Source organism: Ketogulonicigenium vulgare WSH-001 (genome assembly GCF_000223375.1).
GTDB lineage: Bacteria > Pseudomonadota > Alphaproteobacteria > Rhodobacterales > Rhodobacteraceae > Ketogulonicigenium > Ketogulonicigenium vulgare.
Genome location: NC_017384.1, coordinates 493,972 through 511,442, shown reverse-complemented (window position 1 = coordinate 511,442; position 17,471 = coordinate 493,972). Strand labels below are relative to the sequence as shown.

The window sequence follows — 17,471 nt, the reverse complement described above, 5'->3', positions numbered from 1 at the left end:
CTTCCCGTCAGACCAATTGGCCGGATGATTACATCATGCCGCCCATGCCGCCCATGTCGGGCATGCCGCCGCCGGCGGGTGCGCCTTTGGGCTCGGGCTTGTCAGCGATCATCGCTTCGGTGGTGATCAGCAGCGAGGCAACCGACGCTGCGTTTTCCAGCGCAGTACGGGTCACTTTAGCCGGGTCGATCACGCCGAAGGTGAACATGTCGCCATATTCTTCGGTCTGCGCGTTGAAGCCGAACGAGGTCGAGGTCGATTCGCGGATTTTGCCCGCAACAACCGCACCATCAACGCCCGAGTTTTCCGAGATTTGACGGATCGGCGCTTCCAGCGCGCGACGGATGATCGCGATACCGACGTTTTGGTCGCTGTTTGCGCCAACCAGGCCGTCCAGCACTTTGGTCGCTTGAACCAGAGCGACGCCGCCGCCGACGATGATGCCCTCTTGGACAGCAGCGCGGGTTGCGTTCAGCGCGTCATCAACGCGGTCTTTACGCTCTTTCACTTCGACTTCGGTCATGCCGCCAACGCGGATGACAGCGACGCCGCCAGCCAGTTTGGCCACACGCTCTTGCAGCTTTTCGCGGTCGTAGTCCGAGGTGGTTTCCTCGATCTGCGTGCGGATCTGGCCCACGCGGGCTTCGATCTCGGTACGCTCGCCCGCACCATCAACGATGGTGGTCGCGTCTTTGGTGATCGAGACGCGCTTGGCCGAGCCCAGCATGTCGATCGTGACGCCTTCCAGCTTCATGCCGAGGTCTTCCGAGATCACTTGACCACCGGTCAGGATCGCGAGGTCTTGCAGCATGGCCTTGCGGCGATCGCCAAAGCCCGGTGCCTTGACGGCAGCGATCTTCAGACCACCGCGCAGCTTGTTGACGACCAGCGTGGCCAGAGCCTCGCCTTCGACGTCTTCAGCGATGATCAGCAGCGGCTTTTGCGACTGAATGACGGCTTCCAGCAGGGGAACCATCGGCTGCAGCGACGAGAGTTTCTTCTCGTGCAGCAGGATCAGCACGTCATCGAGGTCAGCAACCATTTTGTCGGGGTTGGTGACAAAGTAGGGCGACAGGAAGCCACGGTCGAACTGCATGCCTTCGACAACTTCGACCGAAGTCTCAGTGCCTTTGGCTTCTTCGACGGTGATGACACCTTCGTTGCCGACTTTTTGCATAGCTTCAGCGATCAGCTTACCGATCAGCGCTTCGCCGTTGGCCGAGATGGTGCCGACTTGGGCAACTTCATCGCTGTCCGCAACGGGACGGGCCGCGGCTTTCAGGGCTTCGACGACTTTGGTGGTCGCCAGGTCGATGCCGCGCTTCAGATCCATCGGGTTCAGGCCAGCCGCAACCGACTTCAGACCTTCTTTGATGATCGCTTGCGCCAGAACGGTCGCAGTGGTGGTGCCGTCGCCGGCCTCATCATTGGTGCGAGCCGCAACTTCTTTCACGAGCTGTGCGCCCATGTTTTCGAATTTGTCAGCCAGTTCGATTTCTTTGGCAACCGAAACGCCGTCCTTGGTGATGCGCGGGGCACCGAACGACTTGTCGATCACGACGTTACGGCCTTTGGGGCCCAGCGTCACTTTTACAGCATCGGCGAGGATGTTGACGCCGCGCAGCATACGCTCGCGGGCTTCGGTGTTGAACTTTACGTCCTTGGCAGCCATTTCAGCTTTCCTTGTCTTCTATGGTTTCCCGGAAGGGCGAAATCAGGCGATAATGCCCAGAATGTCGCTTTCCTTCATGATCAGCAGCTCTTCACCTTCGACGGTGATCTCGGTGCCCGACCATTTACCGAACAGAACGCGGTCGCCGGTTTTCACCGAAGGTGCGATCAGCTCGCCCGAATCCTTACGTGCGCCTTCGCCAACGGCGACGACTTCGCCCTCAGCGGGCTTTTCTTTTGCGCTATCGGGGATGATCAGACCGCCCTTGGTCTTTTCTTCGCTTTGCACACGGCGCACGACCACACGGTCATGAAGCGGCTTGAATGCCATCTTGCGGCTCCTCAGCTCATCAAAATATGGTTTTTAGCACTCATCAGTCCCGAGTGCTAACGATCCTTACTTAGGGATCGAACAGCGCTTATGTCAACTCTTGTGGTGCGGAAGTTTTCGGCGGCATGCGTGAAATTTGCATGACAACGGGCGAAAGCCCGCCGCTGGCAAGTGACATCTCGTGGCCCGCCCCCTATAAACCGGCCGAAATGCAGGCGTCTGCACCAAATTCACGCAGGATATCACTATGACGACATTGGTTTTTGGCCATAAATCCCCTGACACCGACGCAACCGGCTCGGCCCTGATCTGGGCCTGGTATCTGAACGCCACCGGTTTCAGCGCCGAAGCCCGCGTTTTGGGCACGCCAAATACCGAAGCCGCTTTCGTGCTGAAGCGTTGGGGTTTCGAGACGCCGGCCCTGCTGACAGAAATCGCCGCGGGCCAGCCCTGCGTCATCGTCGACACCAATAACCCAGCCGAATTGCCCGAGGGCATCAACAGCGCCGATATCCGTGCGATCATCGACCACCATGCGCTGATCGGCGGGCTGAAGACCAAAGGCCCGATCGAGATCACCATCCGCCCGCTGGCCTGCACCGCAACGCTGCTGCACCAATTGATGGGCCATGTCGCCGAGACCGCGCCCGAGGCGATCAAGGGTCTGATCCTGTCGTGCATTTTGTCGGACACGCTGGAATTCCGCTCGCCCACCACCACGCCGGTTGACCGCGCATTGGCGGAAAAGCTGGCCGCAGACCTTGGCATCGAAATCCCTGCTTATGCGGCTGAAATGTTCGCCGCGAAATCGGATGTATCGCATTTCTCTGACGCGGCGCTGCTGCGGATGGATTCCAAGGAATACAACGTCGATGGCGTCGAATTCCGCGTCTCGGTGCTGGAAACCACATCGCCCGCCACGGTGCTGTCGCGCAAAGAGAGCCTGATGGCCAGCATGCTGGATGTCGCCCGCGAGGATGGCGCCGACCAAGTGCTGCTGTTCGTCATCGACATCCTGAACGAAGAAGCCACCCTGCTGGTGCCGAATGATCTGACCAAACAGGTCGCCGAGAAAAGCTTTGGCGCCACTGTCACGGGCGACACCGTGGTGCTGCCGGGCATCATGAGCCGGAAAAAGCAAATCATCCCCGCACTAAAGGTCTGACATGTCACGTATTATCGAACGTTTCAGCGAAATCGCGCTGAACTACGACGCCGCTTTCGTTGACCTGTGGGGCTGTATGCATGACGGCATCCGCGCGCTGCCCGATGCGGTGGCCGCGATGCAGGACTTCCGCAAAGGCGGCGGCACGGTTGTGCTGGTCACCAACTCGCCCCGACCCCGCGCCAGTGTCGAGCGTCAGATCACCGAAGATTTCGGCATCGCGCCCGATAGCTGGGATGCGATTGCGACGTCGGGCGATGCGGCGCGCACCGCGCTGTTCACCGGCGTTGTCGGCCAAAAGGTCTGGTTCGTCGGCCAGCCGCATGAGCGCATCTTTCTTGAGCCGCCAAAGGTCTTGGACACACCCATCGACGTGACCGAGGTGGATCTGGATCAGGCCGAGGGCATCGTCTGCGCGGGTCCCGCCGATCCGATGGCTGATCCCGACCTATACCGGCCGGAATTTGAACGCGCCATCGCGCGCGGGCTAAAGCTGCTGTGTGCGAACCCCGATATCGTCGTGGATCGCGGCCATTCGCGCGAATGGTGTGCGGGCAAGCTGGCGCAGATCTATACCGAGATGGGCGGCGAGAGCCTGTATTTCGGCAAGCCGCATGCGCCGATCTATGATCTGGCGCGCCGCCGTCTGGACAAGCTGGGGCGCAAGGTCGATCACAGCCGCATCATCTGCATCGGCGACGGCATCATCACCGATGTCCAAGGCGCCCTGTCCGAGGATTACGATTGCCTTTATATCAGTGGCGGTCTGGCCGCGGCCGAGACGAAAACCACCTATCAGCCCGAACCCGCCGCGCTGGATGCCTATCTGACAAGCACCGGCCTTTCGCCTGATTACACGATCGGTTTCCTGCGTTAAGCGCGGGAAACTGTCACGCTTGCGCTTGCCGCGTGGCGGCGCTAGGCAAACCGCATGGACATCATCCGAGACTCGCAATTCATCGCGCCCGCGCAACGCTGCGCCGTCATCGCCATCGGTAATTTCGATGGCGTCCATGCTGGCCACGCCGCCGTCATCGACCACGCAAGGCAGATCGCCCAACAGATGAACGCCCCCTTGGGCGTTCTGACGTTCGAGCCACATCCCCGCCAGTTCTTCATTCCCGATGGACCGACCTTTCGACTGATGGATGCCGCAACGCGCGCCGAACAGCTGCGCGAAAGCGGCGTGCAGCGCCTGTACGAGCTGCCATTCAACAGCGCGCTGGCGGAACTGAGCGCCGAAGATTTCATCCAAAAGATCCTGCACGAGCGTCTTGGCGTGAAACATGTCGTCGTCGGTCAGGATTTCCATTTTGGCAAAGGCCGCAGCGGCAATGCCGCCATGCTGGCCGAGATGGGCGAGCATTTGGGCTTTGGCGTGACCGTCGCGCCGCTGATTGCGCTGACCGGCAAGGAAGTGTCCTCGACCGCCATCCGCACCGCCTTGGCCGAGGGTCGCCCCCGCGACGCCGCCGCGATGCTGGGCCATGTTCACCGCATCGAAGGCATCGTCGAACACGGCGATCAACGCGGGCGCGAGCTGGGCTTCCCGACTGCCAATATCGGCATCAACGGCCTGCATATGCCGCGCTTTGGCGTCTATGCGACCACTGTCATCGTGCGCGATGGCCCCTATGCCGGACAGTACTTGGGCGCGACATCCATCGGTAGCCGTCCGACCTTTGGCGTGAACAAACCCAATTGCGAGACCTATCTGCTGGATTTTCGCGGCGACCTTTATGGCGCGCGGATCTCGGTCGGGCTGGTGGATTATCTGCGGCCTGAACTCAAATTCGACAGTATCGACGCGCTGATCACCCAGATGCACGCCGATGTGATCGAGGCGCGCCGGATCTTGGCCGATGTCTGACCCCACTCTTCGCCCGCAGTTCTGGGAGAAGTATCGGCTGGAGCAACTGACCCCCGCCGAATGGGAAGCCGTCTGCGATGGCTGCGGCAAATGCTGCCTGAACAAGATCGAGGACGAGGACAGCGGCGAGGTGTTTCTGACCCGCGTCGCCTGTCGCCTGTTGGACGGTGCAACCTGCCAATGCTCGCGCTATGCCACCCGTCACGATTACGTGCCCGAATGCATCGTGCTGACGCCCAAGACTTTGCGTAAGAACCTGTATTGGTTGCCACAAACCTGCGCCTATCGCCTGATGCACGAGGGGCGCCCCCTCTATCCGTGGCATCACCTGATCAGTGGCGACCCTTCCGCCGTCCATAAAGCAGGTGTATCGGCCGCTGGCATGACTGTTTCCGAGCTCGACGTCGATGACGACGACTGGGAAGATCTTATTATCGAGGAGCCGCTTTGAATGTTTTTCGCATCGGATAATGCCGGGCCTGTCCACCCTTCGGTTTTTCGCGCGCTCGAGGCCGCGAACCAGGGCTATGTGGCAGGCTATGGCGCCGACGCCCTGACCCGCGATGTGACCGCCCGCATCCGCGCCCTGTTCGAGGCGCCCGAAGCTGCGGTCTATTTCGTCGCAACCGGCACCGCCGCCAATTCGCTGGCGCTGGCGACGCTGGTGCAGCCGTGGCAGACCGTTTTTTGCACCGAAATGGCGCATATTCAGGAAGATGAGTGCAACGCCCCCGTCGCCTTCATGGGCGGCGCGACCCTGACGCTGGTCGAGAATGTGAATGCGAAAATCGTCCCCGCCGCGCTGGCAAAGGCGATCGCAGGTGCGGGCAGCCGCGGCATCCACGGGGCGCAGCCAGGCGCCGTGCAGATCACGCAGCTGACCGAAAAAGGCACGCTCTATACGCTGGACGAGATCCGCGCCGTGACCGATGTGGCCCATGCCGCTGGCCTGCCCGTCCATATGGACGGCGCGCGTTTTGCCAATGCGCTGGTCGCGCTGGGTTGCTCGGCGGCCGAGATGACGTGGAAAGCCGGCATTGACGCGGTGACCTTTGGTGGCACCAAGAACGGTCTGATGGGCGTCGAGGCAGTCGTGATTTTCGACCCCAAACACGCACTGGAATTCGAATACCGCCGCAAGCGCGGCGCGCAGCTGTTTTCCAAACACCGCTATCTGTCGGCGCAGTTTGACGCCTATCTGCAGGGTGATCTGTGGCTGGATCTGGCCCGCGCCGCAAATAGCAAGGCCGCGCGCCTGGCGGCAGGTTTTGCCGCAGCAGGTCACAGCCTGAACTACCCCGCCGAGGGCAACATCCTGTTCGCCGACCTGCCCCGCAGCCTGCACCGCAAGCTGCAAGGTGCGGGCGCCATGTATTCCCTGTGGAACGGCGCCTTGGGCGAGGGGCCGGAAGACGAGCTACTGCTGGCGCGCTTTGTCTGCGACTGGGCCCTGCCCGAGGCCGAAATCGACGCTTTCCTCGCACTGCTTTAACCACTGACTGTTGCAACGGCTTCAGGACGGCTATGTTTTCGCAAACATCCGTCACAAAGCCGTTGCAGATTTCCCGCTGCGGGGCCAGAAGCGGCCTCATCGTCGGCGGAGAGTTCCGCCCCTTCTGCCAAAGGAAAATCCGATGCCGCTGATGACCGAACCCAAGTTGATTTCGGGGAATGCGAACCGCACCCTGTCGCGCGCGATTGCCCGCCGCATGTCGATGCACCGGGGCATGAATGTCGATCTGGTCGACGCCCGCGTCGAGCGGTTCAACGACCAAGAGGTCTATGTCGAGGTTTACGAGAATGTCCGCGGCGAGGATATGTTCATCGTCCAGTCGACATCGAACCCCTCGAACGACAACCTGATGGAATTGCTGATCATCACGGATGCGCTGCGCCGCTCGTCCGCGGGTCGCATCACCGCCGTGATCCCCTATTTCGGCTATGCCCGCCAAGATCGCCGCACCCGCGCCCGCACGCCGATTTCGGCCAAGCTGGTCGCGAACCTGATCGCCACCGCTGGTGTTGACCGCGTCTTGACGCTGGACCTGCACGCGGCGCAGATTCAGGGCTTTTTCGACATGCCGGTGGATAACCTCTATGCCTCGCCGATCTTCTCGCTGGATATCAAACATCACTTCGCCGACCGGATCGAAGATCTGATGGTCGTCTCGCCCGACGTGGGCGGTGTGGGCCGTGCGCGCGAGCTGGCAAAGCGCATCAACGCGCCGCTCGCCATCGTCGACAAGCGCCGCGAAAAGCCCGGTGAGATTGCCGAGATGACCGTGATCGGTGACGTGACCGGCAAGACCTGTATCATCGTCGACGATATTTGCGACACCGCAGGCACCCTGTGCAAAGCCGCTGAAGTGCTGATCGATGCAGGCGCCGCCGAGGTCCACAGCTATATCACCCACGGCGTCCTATCCGGCCCTGCCATCGAGCGGATCGAGAATTCGGTCATGAAATCGCTGGTGATCACCGATTCGATCGAGCCGAGCGCCGCTGTCCGTGCCGCCTCGCGCATTCGCATCGTGCCGACCGCGCCCCTGTTCGCGCAGGCGATCATCAATACCTGGAGCGGTACTTCGGTCTCGTCTTTGTTCGAGACAGAGACCCTGACCCCAATCTACGAAGGCCTTTATTCGGCCGGCTAAAACAAAAGCCCCGCAGGACACTGCGGGGCTTTTTGCAAAGGGTCAGACGTCCCAGGCGTCGGCCTCGACCATGCCGATGGCCTGCCACCCGACCCTGACCCGTGCGATTTTCGTATCGCCCCAGGTGCGGAAGATCAGCGTAAAGCCTTTGGGCGTGATGTCAGCAGTCGTCAGATCGACGCGTGCCACATGCGCGTTTGAAATATCCCACATCTGCAAACCAACCGTCACCGCAGGCGTCGCGGCAAACGTATCGTTGAAACGCACCTTTGTGCGCACCTCGCGGTCACCCTCGCCTGTCCACATCGGGCCGCCATTCTCATAGTCCGAGAACAGTACAATCTGCCCGTGGTCAACACCGATATACCCACTGAGGAATCGCTGCATCGTCTGTCTTTCCATCGTTTAAACGGCATAAGGGGCCCATTTCGGGGCCCCTTATAAAGTCTTAGCCAGCGTGGTCAAAGACCATCAAAGCCCGAGGCTACGCGCAGCAACGTCCAGATCTGCAACCTGTTTGGCTGCAACATCGACGTCTGCATTGGCGCGCAACTGAGCGGCCAGTTCTTCGACCTTGGCCGCCGTCACTTCTGCTGCAGGCAGCGCAACCTCGGCCAGAACCGTCACCGTTGTCGCACTGATGTCAGCAAAGCCGCCGGTGACCAGATAGTCATCGGTGCCGCCCGCATGGACAACGCGCAAGATGCCGGGACGCAGCGTGGTGATGGTGGTCGCATGGTCCGCCATCGCCGTCAGGTCGCCATCAGCGCCCGGGATCTGCACCTCGCGCGCGGAAACAGAGGCAAGCCTCCGCTCCGGGCTAACGAGGTCGAATTGGATGTCAGCCATTCAACCGCTCCTTAGGCAGCAGCCGCAGCGAGACGCTCGGCCTTGGCGATCACTTCCTTGATGCCGCCAACCATGTAGAAGGCAGCTTCGGGAAGGTGATCGTATTCACCAGCAACCACGGCCTTGAACGAGGCAATGGTTTCGTCCAGCGGCACTTGCTTACCGTCAGCGCCGGTAAAGACCTTTGCCACGTCGAACGGTTGCGACAGGAAGCGCTGGATCTTACGCGCGCGGGTCACGGTCAGCTTGTCGTCTTCCGACAGCTCATCCATGCCCAGGATCGCGATGATGTCCTGCAGCGACTTGTACTTTTGCAAGATGATCTGAACCGAACGGGCAACAGCGTAATGCTCTTCGCCAACGATCGCCGGGTCCATCAGACGCGAGGTCGAATCGAGCGGGTCAACGGCCGGGTAGATACCCATTTCCGAGATCGCACGCGACAGCGTGGTGGTTGCATCCAAGTGCGCAAAGGTCGCGGCCGGTGCCGGGTCGGTCAAGTCATCGGCGGGCACGTAGATGGCCTGAACCGAAGTGATCGAACCCTTTTTGGTCGAGGTGATACGCTCTTGCAGGGCGCCCATGTCGGTCGCCAGCGTCGGCTGGTAACCCACGGCCGAAGGAATACGGCCCAGCAGTGCCGACACTTCCGAACCTGCTTGGGTAAAGCGGAAGATGTTGTCGACAAAGAACAGAACGTCCGAACCCGAGGTGTCGCGGAATTGTTCTGCAATGGTCAGACCGGTCAGGGCCACGCGCGAACGCGCACCGGGCGGCTCGTTCATTTGACCGTAAACCAGCGCCACTTTCGACTCGGTCAGGTTGTCCGGCTTGATAACGCCCGATTCGATCATCTCGTGATACAGGTCGTTACCTTCGCGGGTCCGCTCGCCCACACCGGCGAAAACCGAGTAGCCCGAGTGCACTTTGGCGATGTTGTTGATCAGTTCCATGATCAGAACCGTCTTGCCCACGCCCGCGCCGCCGAACAGACCGATCTTACCGCCTTTGGAGTAAGGGGCCAGCAGGTCGATGACCTTGATGCCGGTGACGAGGATTTCCGACGAGGTCGACTGTTCGTCGAACGCCGGTGCGGTGTTGTGGATCGGACGGGTTTCGGTCGAGATAACCGGGCCCTTTTCGTCAACCGGCTCGCCGATGACGTTCAGGATACGGCCCAGCGTGGCATCGCCCACGGGAACCGAAATCGGTGCGCCCGTGTCTTCAACCGGACCGCCACGGACCAGACCTTCGGTCGCGTCCATTGCGATGGTGCGGACGGTGCCCTCACCCAGGTGCTGTGCAACTTCCAGAACCAGTTTCTTGCCGTTGTTTTCGGTCGTCAGCGCGTTCAGAATCGCCGGGAGTTGATCCTCGAACTGCACGTCGACGACGGCGCCAATCACCTGCGTGATCTTGCCCTTGTTTGCCATGTCGTTACTCCGGTTCGTTAGAGCGCTTCAGCGCCCGCAATGATTTCGATAAGCTCGGTGGTGATCGCGGCCTGACGGGTGCGGTTCATTTCAACCGTCAGCTTGTTGACCATGTCGCCTGCGTTACGCGTGGCGTTATCCATGGCCGTCATCCGCGCGCCCTGTTCCGAGGCAGCGTTTTCCAGAAGCGCCGCAAAGACCTGCGTCGTGACACCGCGCGGCAGCAGCTCGGCCAGGACCGCATCCTCGCCCGGTTCGTAGTCATAAAGACCCGAGACCTCGGCGGTGGTGGTGACCTGGGCCGGAATGACCTGCAGTGCCGTCGGCGTCTGGCTGATCACCGACTGAAAGCGCGAGTAGAACAGCGTTGCGACATCAAAATCGCCAGCGTCGAACGACGCCAGGATCTGTGCGGCAACATCCTGTGCAACAGCGTAACCCAACTTGACGCCCGTCAGGTCAACGTGACCGACGAACAGATGGGCAAAGTCACGCTTCAGCGCTTCGCGGCCTTTTTTGCCAACGGTCAGAATCTTGACCGTTTTGCCCTCGGCCAGCAGCTTGTTCGCATGCTGACGCGCAAGGCGGGCGATGTTGGCGTTAAAACCGCCACACAGGCCGCGTTCAGACGACAGAACCACCAGCAGATGCACGCGATCCGCACCGGTGCCAGCCAGCAAGGCCGGCGCCGAAGGCGAATTCGCAGCCGCTGCCGTCAGCCCCGCCAGAACCGCGTTGAAACGGTCGGCATAGGGGCGCGCGGCTTCGGCCGATTCCTGCGCGCGGCGAAGTTTCGCCGCGGCAACCATCTGCATGGCCTTGGTGATCTTGCGGGTCGATTTGACCGACGCGATCCGGTTTTTCAGGTGTTTAAGACTGGGCATGCCAACCTCTCCCTTTTATGGCCGGATCAGGCGAAATCGCGTGCGAAATCGTCCAGAGCCGTTTTGATCTTGGCCTCGGCGTCGCCCTTGATTTTGGGGTCTTCCGTCGCGATGAAGTCCAGCAGATCCTTGCGCTGGGTGCGCAGGTAGGTCAGCAGGGCTGCTTCAAAGCGCACCACGTCACGCACAGCGATCTTGTCCAGATAGCCTTTGATCGCGGCATAGATCACCACAACCATCTCGGCGCTGGTCAGCGGCGCGTATTGCGGCTGCTTCATCACCTCGGTCAGACGGGCACCGCGGTTCAGCAGCTGTTGCGTTGCCGCATCCAGATCCGAACCGAACTGCGAGAACGCCGCCATTTCGCGGTATTGCGCCAGTTCCAGTTTGATCGGGCCAGCCACCGACTTCATGGCGTTGGTCTGTGCGGACGAACCCACACGCGACACCGACAGACCAGTGTTCACAGCCGGGCGGACGCCCTGATAGAACAGATCGGTTTCCAGGAAGATCTGACCGTCGGTGATCGAGATCACGTTGGTCGGAACATAGGCCGCAAGGTCACCAGCCTGGGTTTCGATGATCGGCAGCGCGGTCAGCGAGCCAGCACCGAAATCGTCGTTCAGCTTGGACGAACGCTCGAGAAGGCGGGAGTGAAGATAGAACACGTCGCCCGGATAGGCTTCGCGGCCCGGCGGACGGCGCAGCAGCAGCGACATCTGGCGGTAGGCGACGGCTTGTTTCGACAGGTCATCATAGATGATCAGCGCGTGACGGCCGTTGTCGCGGAAGAACTCGGCCATTGCGGTTGCCGAATAGGGGGCCAGATATTGCATCGGCGCGGGGTCCGAAGCGGTCGCAGCGACGACGATCGAATAGGCCATCGCGCCGCTTTCTTCCAGCTTTTTCACCAGCTGGGCCACGGTCGAGCGCTTTTGGCCGATCGCGACATAGACGCAATACAGCTTTTTCGACTCGTCCGAGCCAGCTGCTTCGTTATACGACTTTTGGTTCAGAATGGTGTCGAGCGCGATTGCGGTCTTACCGGTCTGACGGTCGCCAATGATCAGCTCGCGCTGGCCACGACCGACGGGGATCATCGCATCAACCGACTTCAGGCCGGTTGCCATCGGCTCATGCACCGATTTACGCGGGATGATGCCGGGGGCTTTCACGTCGGCCACGCGGCGCTCGGTGAATACGATCGGGCCCTTGCCATCCAGCGGGTTACCCAGTGCGTCGACAACGCGGCCCAGCAGGCCATCGCCTGCGGGCACGTCCACGATGGACTGCGTACGCTTGACGGTGTCGCCTTCTTTGATGTCACGGTCCGAACCGAAAATAACAACACCAACGTTGTCTTTTTCAAGGTTCAGGGCCATCCCGCGGATACCACCGGGGAATTCGACCATCTCGCCAGCCTGGATGTTGTCGAGGCCATAAACGCGGGCGATACCATCGCCAACCGACAGGACGCGACCCACTTCAGCAACTTCGGCGCTTTGGCCAAAGTTCTTGATCTGGTCCTTCAGGATCTTGGAAATCTCAGCGGCTTGGATCGCCATCATCCGACCTCTTTCATGGTGTTCTGGAGTGCCTGCAGCTTCGAAGCGACCGACGTGTCGATCATTTTCGAGCCAATTTTTACAACAAGACCGCCGATCAACGCAGGATCAACGGTCGCATTCAGTTTAACAGTCTTGCCAACTTTCGCCGAAAGAACCTCGGCAAGTTTGGTGGCTTGGGTTGCGGTCAGCGCCTTGGCCGATACGACCTCTGCGAAGACTTCACCCTTTGCGGCCATGACGCGGGCACGCAGCTCTGCCACCAATTGGGGCAGAACGAAAAGACGACGCTTGGCGGCCATCAATGCCAGCGTGTTTTTCAACACAACCGACAGGCCCAGCGCATCAGCAACAGCCGTAATGGCCCTTGCCTGCTCGTCGCGGGTCAAAACGGGCGATGCAATTACCGCACGCAGATCTGCACTGGCGGTCAGGGCAGCGTCGAGGCTGTCGATATCACCCTCGAGCGCGGGCAGAGCCCCTTCTTCCACCATAAGGTCAAAGACAGCCGTTGCATAACGACTGGCGATGCCTGTTGAAATCGAAGCTGGTTCGGACACGTCCACCCTTCCGATGTCTGGGCCCGCCGATCACATCGTAATGCCGATGCTGGCGGGCTGCCTACCCCAACTACCTCATCACAAGGCAGTCATTAATCCATGGCGCGTGTAGCAGACGAGGGTGGGCCTCGCAACCGGCTAGAGGCTGCTTTTCGCGATTGAATCGCATTTGTTTCGTGCCTTTGCTGCACGAATTGGCACCCTGTTGCATGGGTGACATGATGGGGCCGTGATTTCGGGAAAATGTCAGCGGTAACGCATCGCTGCGGGCGAAGTTGCGGGCCCGAGGATTCGCAAGCTGCGCTTTTCCAGCACGCTGCGCGGGCGTGCGGGGGTGCGCGGCGCGGGGACTTTGACCGCTTCGACCATTAAAACGCCACCTGCATATATCGCAGGCAGATGCGTTCCGACACTTTCCAGCATCGGCCCCAACCGCCGCCATGTGCGCCGCACGGATGGCGGCTGATACAGCACCGTTGCCGCGCGCTCGGGCGCAAAGTCATGCAGTCGCAGCGCCCCTTCTAGCTGGCCGATCGTATAGGGCTTGCCATAGCCAAAGGGCGTGCGGTCGGTGCGCGACCATATCCCGGCGCGGTTGGGCACGATGAACACCGCCCGTCCGCCGGGCCCAAGGACGCGCCGCGCCTCTTGCAGCAGCGCGCCGGGGTCATCGGACATCTCAAGGCCGTGCAGCATGACCAGCCGGTCCACCGACCCCGTTTCCAATGGCCAAAGCGCCTCTTCGACCAATGTGGTGATATTGGGCAGGCCGGGCGGCCAGGCCATCACCCCCTGCGGCCCCGGCATCAGCCCGATGACGCGGCGGGCCTCGGGCAGAAACGGACGCAGCAACGGCAGTGCAAAGCCGAATCCTGCAATCGTCATACCCTTTGTCTCGGGCCACATCTGCCGCAAGCGTCCGCGCAAGACCTGCTGCACCGCCCGCCCAAGGGCGCTGCGATAGTAGAAATTCTTCAGATCCTGCACGTCGAGATACATTTCACCCCGCCAAATCCGCCCCGGCACCTTGCCTTAGGGGCGAAGTAATCCCATGATTCCCAAAGGGGCTGTCAATGCAACCCCGTATCCACATGTTCATCCGAACGACATCCCCGACATTCCGGGGGGCCCTAGAATTTTGGGAGACTGCCATGTCCGCCTCGACAGGAACCGATGACAAAGGATTTCGGATCGTCACGATCCCCTGCCTGCGCGACAATTATGCCTTTCTGATCCACGACAGCACCACAAACCGCACCGCCTTGATCGACGCCCCCGAGGCAGACCCGATCGAGACCGTGCTGCGCGCCCGCGGCTGGAAGCTGGACGCCATCTTGCTGACCCACCACCACGACGACCATATCGCCGCCGTCCCCGCCCTGCTGCAAAACCACAAGGCCCAGGTTTACGGCGCGGCCGCTGACCGCCACCGCCTGCCGCCGCTGGATCATGCGCTAAAGGGCGGTGATGTGTTCTCGTTGCTGGGCACGCCGGTCGAGGTGATCGAAGTGCCCGGCCATACCATCGGCCATATCGCCTTTCACCTGCCTGAACTGACAGCGGCCTTTACCGGCGACAGCCTGATGGTGATGGGCTGCGGTCGCCTGTTCGAGGGCACCGCCGCACAGATGTATCACAGCCTGACCCAGCTTGCCGCCCTGCCGCCCGAGACGCTGATCCATTCGGGCCATGAATATACCGAAAGCAATATGCGCTTTGCCCTGTCGATCCTGCCGGACGACCCATCCTTGCGTGCGCGTGCCACCAAAATCGCGGCCTGCCGCGCCGAAGGCAGCTTTACCGTTCCGGCCCGACTGGAAAAAGAGCTGGCAACAAACCCGTTCTTGCGGGCGCATGAGGCGCAGATCGCGCGGGCCATCGACATGCCCGATGCCGATCCGCTGCGCGTCTTTACCCGCTTGCGGGCCATGAAGGACGATTTCTAGGCGAAAACCCGCGGCCCGAAAGGGCCGTTTACGCCTTCATTTCTGCTCCGTCTTATTTAGTGATCGGAATGTGACAATTTTCTTCTTGAAGATACGCAAGGAAAGCCGATCTTTATATCCTATAGGCCATGGTGGCGCAGCGGACCAAAAGCCAAAGGCCTCTGCCCGCCCCCGGACGAAAGGAGCACCCGACCGTGCCGTCATTTACCAATTCGCTCGAACAGTCCATTCACAGCGCATTGTCGATTGCCAATGCACACCACCATGAGCTTGCAACGCTCGAGCATCTGCTGCTCGCCTTGCTTGACGAACCTGACGCGGCCCATGTTTTGCGCGCCTGCGCCGTCGATATGACCGACCTGCGCAAATCGCTGGAAGACTTTGTTGACGATGACCTGACCACGCTGGTGACAACGGTTGAAGGCTCGGAAGCCGTGCCGACCGCCGCCTTCCAGCGTGTGATCCAACGCGCCGCCATCCATGTCCAAAGCGCGGGCCGTGTCGAGGTGACCGGCGCCAATGTCATCGTCGCATTGTTTGCCGAGCGTGAAAGCCATGCCGTCTACTTCCTGCAAGAGCAGGACATGACCCGCTATGATGCGGTGAACTTCATCGCCCATGGCGTCGCCAAAGATCCAGATTTTGCCGAAAACCGCACTGTCAACGGGGCGACGAACGGCGAAGACCGCTCGGCCCCCACGGGTGACGAGAAGGAAAAGGCCTTGGCGAAATATTGCGTCGATCTGAACAGCAAGGCGCGTAAGGGTGACGTCGACCCGCTGATCGGCCGCGACCTCGAGGTCGAGCGGGCCATTCAGGTCCTGTGCCGCCGGCGCAAGAACAACCCGCTGTTGGTGGGTGATCCGGGCGTGGGCAAGACCGCCATCGCCGAAGGGCTGGCGTGGAAAATCGTTCAGGGCGACGTGCCCGAAGTGCTGGCCGCGACCACGATCTATTCGCTGGATATGGGCGCGCTGCTGGCCGGCACCCGCTATCGCGGTGATTTCGAGGAACGTCTGAAGGCTGTCGTCAAAGAGCTGGAAGACCACCCCGATGCCGTGCTGTTCATCGACGAGATCCACACCGTGATTGGTGCGGGCGCGACCTCGGGCGGGGCGATGGATGCCTCGAACCTGCTGAAACCGGCTTTGGCCGGTGGCAAGCTGCGCTGCATGGGCTCGACCACCTATAAAGAGTTCCGCCAGCATTTCGAGAAAGACCGCGCCCTCGCCCGCCGTTTCCAAAAGATCGACGTGAACGAGCCCAGCATCGACGATGCGGTGAAAATCCTGCGCGGCCTCAAGCCGAATTTCGAGGAGCATCACGGTGTGAAATACACCAATGATGCGATCCGGGCCTCGGTCGAGCTGGCAGCGCGCTATATCCATGACCGCAAACTGCCCGATAGCGCGATTGATATCATCGACGAGGCCGGTGCCGCCCAGCATCTGGTGCCCGAAAGCCGCCGTCGCAAGACGATCTCGGTGAAGGAAGTCGAGGCTGTGGTCGCCAAAATCGCCCGCATCCCGCCCAAGCAAGTGTCCAAGGACGATGCCGCTACGCTGAAAGACCTCGAGCCGTCGCTGAAACGCGTGGTCTTTGGTCAGGACAAAGCGATCGAGGCGCTGGCCTCGGCGATCAAACTGGCGCGGGCTGGCCTGCGCGAGCCTGAAAAGCCGATCGGCAACTATCTGTTCGCAGGGCCCACCGGCGTCGGTAAAACCGAGGTTGCCAAGCAGCTAGCCGATACGCTGGGCGTTGAAATGCTGCGCTTTGACATGTCGGAATACATGGAAAAGCACGCGGTTTCGCGTCTGATCGGCGCGCCTCCGGGCTATGTCGGCTTTGACCAAGGCGGGCTTTTGACCGATGGCATCGACCAGCACCCCCATTCGGTGCTGCTGCTGGACGAGATCGAAAAGGCCCACCCCGATGTGTTCAACATCCTGTTGCAGGTGATGGACCACGGCAAGCTGACCGATCACAACGGGCGTCAGGTCGATTTTCGCAATGTGATCCTGATCATGACCTCGAATGCGGGGGCTGCCGATCAGGCGCGCGAGGCGCTTGGCTTTGGCCGCGACCGCCGCGAGGGCGAGGACACCGCCGCGATCGAGCGGACGTTCACGCCCGAATTCCGCAACCGTCTGGATGCGGTCATCGCCTTTGCCCCACTGGCCAAGGAGACGATCAGCAAGGTGGTCGAGAAATTCGTCCTGCAACTCGAGGCGCAGCTGCTGGATCGCAACGTGCATTTCGAACTGTCGCCCGCGGCCGCCGCTTGGTTGGGGGACGAGGGTTACGACGAAAAGATGGGCGCCCGCCCACTGGCGCGCGTGATCCAAGAGCATATCAAAAAGCCGCTGGCCGAGGAGCTGCTGTTTGGCAGCTTGCAAAAAGGCGGTCTGGTGCGCGTCGGCGTCAAGGATGGCAAGCTGGACTTGCAATTCGAGGCGGCGAAACAGCGCCAAGCCACCAGCGATACACCTGAACTGGCGGACTGATCGCCAAGGGTATAATCTGAAGGCCCGCCAGAGATGGCG

The 17,471-nt window shown here is 60.9% G+C and carries 17 protein-coding genes; 8 read left to right on the top strand and 9 right to left on the bottom strand.

The genetic code is table 11. The features are described from left to right. Window positions 1-28: 28 nt before the first annotated feature. Window positions 29-1,672 (bottom strand): chaperonin GroEL, encoded by a 1,644-nt coding sequence (gene groL, locus KVU_RS02460; RefSeq protein ID WP_013383740.1) that lies wholly within the window; start codon window positions 1,670-1,672, stop codon window positions 29-31. Between the two features lie 42 nt (window positions 1,673-1,714). Beyond that, window positions 1,715-2,002, bottom strand: a complete 288-nt coding sequence (gene groES, locus KVU_RS02455) for a co-chaperone GroES (protein WP_013383739.1) — start codon at window positions 2,000-2,002, stop codon at window positions 1,715-1,717. Between the two features lie 247 nt (window positions 2,003-2,249). Between groES and KVU_RS02450 the strand changes: the two genes are divergently transcribed. From KVU_RS02450 to KVU_RS02425, 6 genes are all read left to right on the top strand, one after another. Continuing rightward, window positions 2,250-3,167, top strand: a complete 918-nt coding sequence (locus tag KVU_RS02450; protein ID WP_013383738.1) for a manganese-dependent inorganic pyrophosphatase — start codon at window positions 2,250-2,252, stop codon at window positions 3,165-3,167. 1 nt (window position 3,168) lies between these two features. Continuing rightward, window positions 3,169-4,044 (top strand): TIGR01459 family HAD-type hydrolase, encoded by an 876-nt coding sequence (locus tag KVU_RS02445; protein WP_014537548.1) that lies wholly within the window; start codon window positions 3,169-3,171, stop codon window positions 4,042-4,044. Between the two features lie 54 nt (window positions 4,045-4,098). After that, window positions 4,099-5,037, top strand: coding sequence for a bifunctional riboflavin kinase/FAD synthetase (locus KVU_RS02440; RefSeq protein ID WP_013383736.1), 939 nt, complete (start codon window positions 4,099-4,101; stop codon window positions 5,035-5,037). Further along, entirely contained in the window at window positions 5,030-5,488 is a 459-nt protein-coding gene (locus KVU_RS02435; protein WP_013383735.1) for a YcgN family cysteine cluster protein, read from the top strand. The genes KVU_RS02440 and KVU_RS02435 overlap by 8 nt, the downstream gene beginning before the upstream one ends. Continuing rightward, entirely contained in the window at window positions 5,489-6,529 is a 1,041-nt protein-coding gene (locus KVU_RS02430) for a threonine aldolase family protein (RefSeq protein WP_013383734.1), read from the top strand. A 142-nt stretch (window positions 6,530-6,671) separates the two neighbouring features. Next, a complete protein-coding gene (locus KVU_RS02425; RefSeq protein WP_013383733.1) occupies window positions 6,672-7,691 on the top strand; it encodes a ribose-phosphate pyrophosphokinase in 1,020 nt (339 codons plus the stop codon). 42 nt (window positions 7,692-7,733) lie between these two features. Here KVU_RS02425 and KVU_RS02420 read toward each other — a convergent pair whose 3' ends face one another. From KVU_RS02420 to KVU_RS02390, 7 genes are all read right to left on the bottom strand, one after another. Further along, the gene (locus KVU_RS02420) at window positions 7,734-8,078 is read right to left on the bottom strand and encodes an H-type lectin domain-containing protein (protein WP_013383732.1); all 345 of its coding nucleotides are present in this window, start codon (window positions 8,076-8,078) and stop codon (window positions 7,734-7,736) included. A gap of 84 nt (window positions 8,079-8,162) precedes the next feature. Continuing rightward, entirely contained in the window at window positions 8,163-8,540 is a 378-nt protein-coding gene (locus tag KVU_RS02415; protein WP_013383731.1) for a F0F1 ATP synthase subunit epsilon, read from the bottom strand. Between the two features lie 11 nt (window positions 8,541-8,551). Continuing rightward, complete coding sequence (gene atpD / locus KVU_RS02410) at window positions 8,552-9,973, bottom strand: F0F1 ATP synthase subunit beta (RefSeq protein WP_013383730.1); 1,422 nt, start codon at window positions 9,971-9,973, stop codon at window positions 8,552-8,554. A 17-nt stretch (window positions 9,974-9,990) separates the two neighbouring features. Beyond that, window positions 9,991-10,857 carry a F0F1 ATP synthase subunit gamma gene (locus tag KVU_RS02405; RefSeq protein ID WP_013383729.1) on the bottom strand — a complete coding sequence of 289 codons (867 nt, stop codon included), beginning with the start codon at window positions 10,855-10,857 and terminating at the stop codon, window positions 9,991-9,993. A gap of 26 nt (window positions 10,858-10,883) precedes the next feature. Further along, window positions 10,884-12,422 carry a F0F1 ATP synthase subunit alpha gene (gene atpA / locus KVU_RS02400; protein WP_014537546.1) on the bottom strand — a complete coding sequence of 513 codons (1,539 nt, stop codon included), beginning with the start codon at window positions 12,420-12,422 and terminating at the stop codon, window positions 10,884-10,886. Next, complete coding sequence (locus KVU_RS02395; RefSeq protein ID WP_013383727.1) at window positions 12,422-12,982, bottom strand: F0F1 ATP synthase subunit delta; 561 nt, start codon at window positions 12,980-12,982, stop codon at window positions 12,422-12,424. The genes atpA and KVU_RS02395 overlap by 1 nt, the downstream gene beginning before the upstream one ends. A 246-nt stretch (window positions 12,983-13,228) precedes the next feature. Beyond that, complete coding sequence (locus KVU_RS02390; protein ID WP_013383726.1) at window positions 13,229-13,981, bottom strand: class I SAM-dependent methyltransferase; 753 nt, start codon at window positions 13,979-13,981, stop codon at window positions 13,229-13,231. 152 nt (window positions 13,982-14,133) lie between these two features. On the opposite strand from KVU_RS02390, the gene gloB reads away from it, so the two are divergent. After that, window positions 14,134-14,928, top strand: a complete 795-nt coding sequence (gene gloB, locus KVU_RS02385) for a hydroxyacylglutathione hydrolase (RefSeq protein ID WP_013383725.1) — start codon at window positions 14,134-14,136, stop codon at window positions 14,926-14,928. A 194-nt stretch (window positions 14,929-15,122) separates the two neighbouring features. After that, a complete protein-coding gene (gene clpA / locus KVU_RS02380) occupies window positions 15,123-17,432 on the top strand; it encodes an ATP-dependent Clp protease ATP-binding subunit ClpA (protein WP_013383724.1) in 2,310 nt (769 codons plus the stop codon). Window positions 17,433-17,471 lie beyond the last annotated feature (39 nt).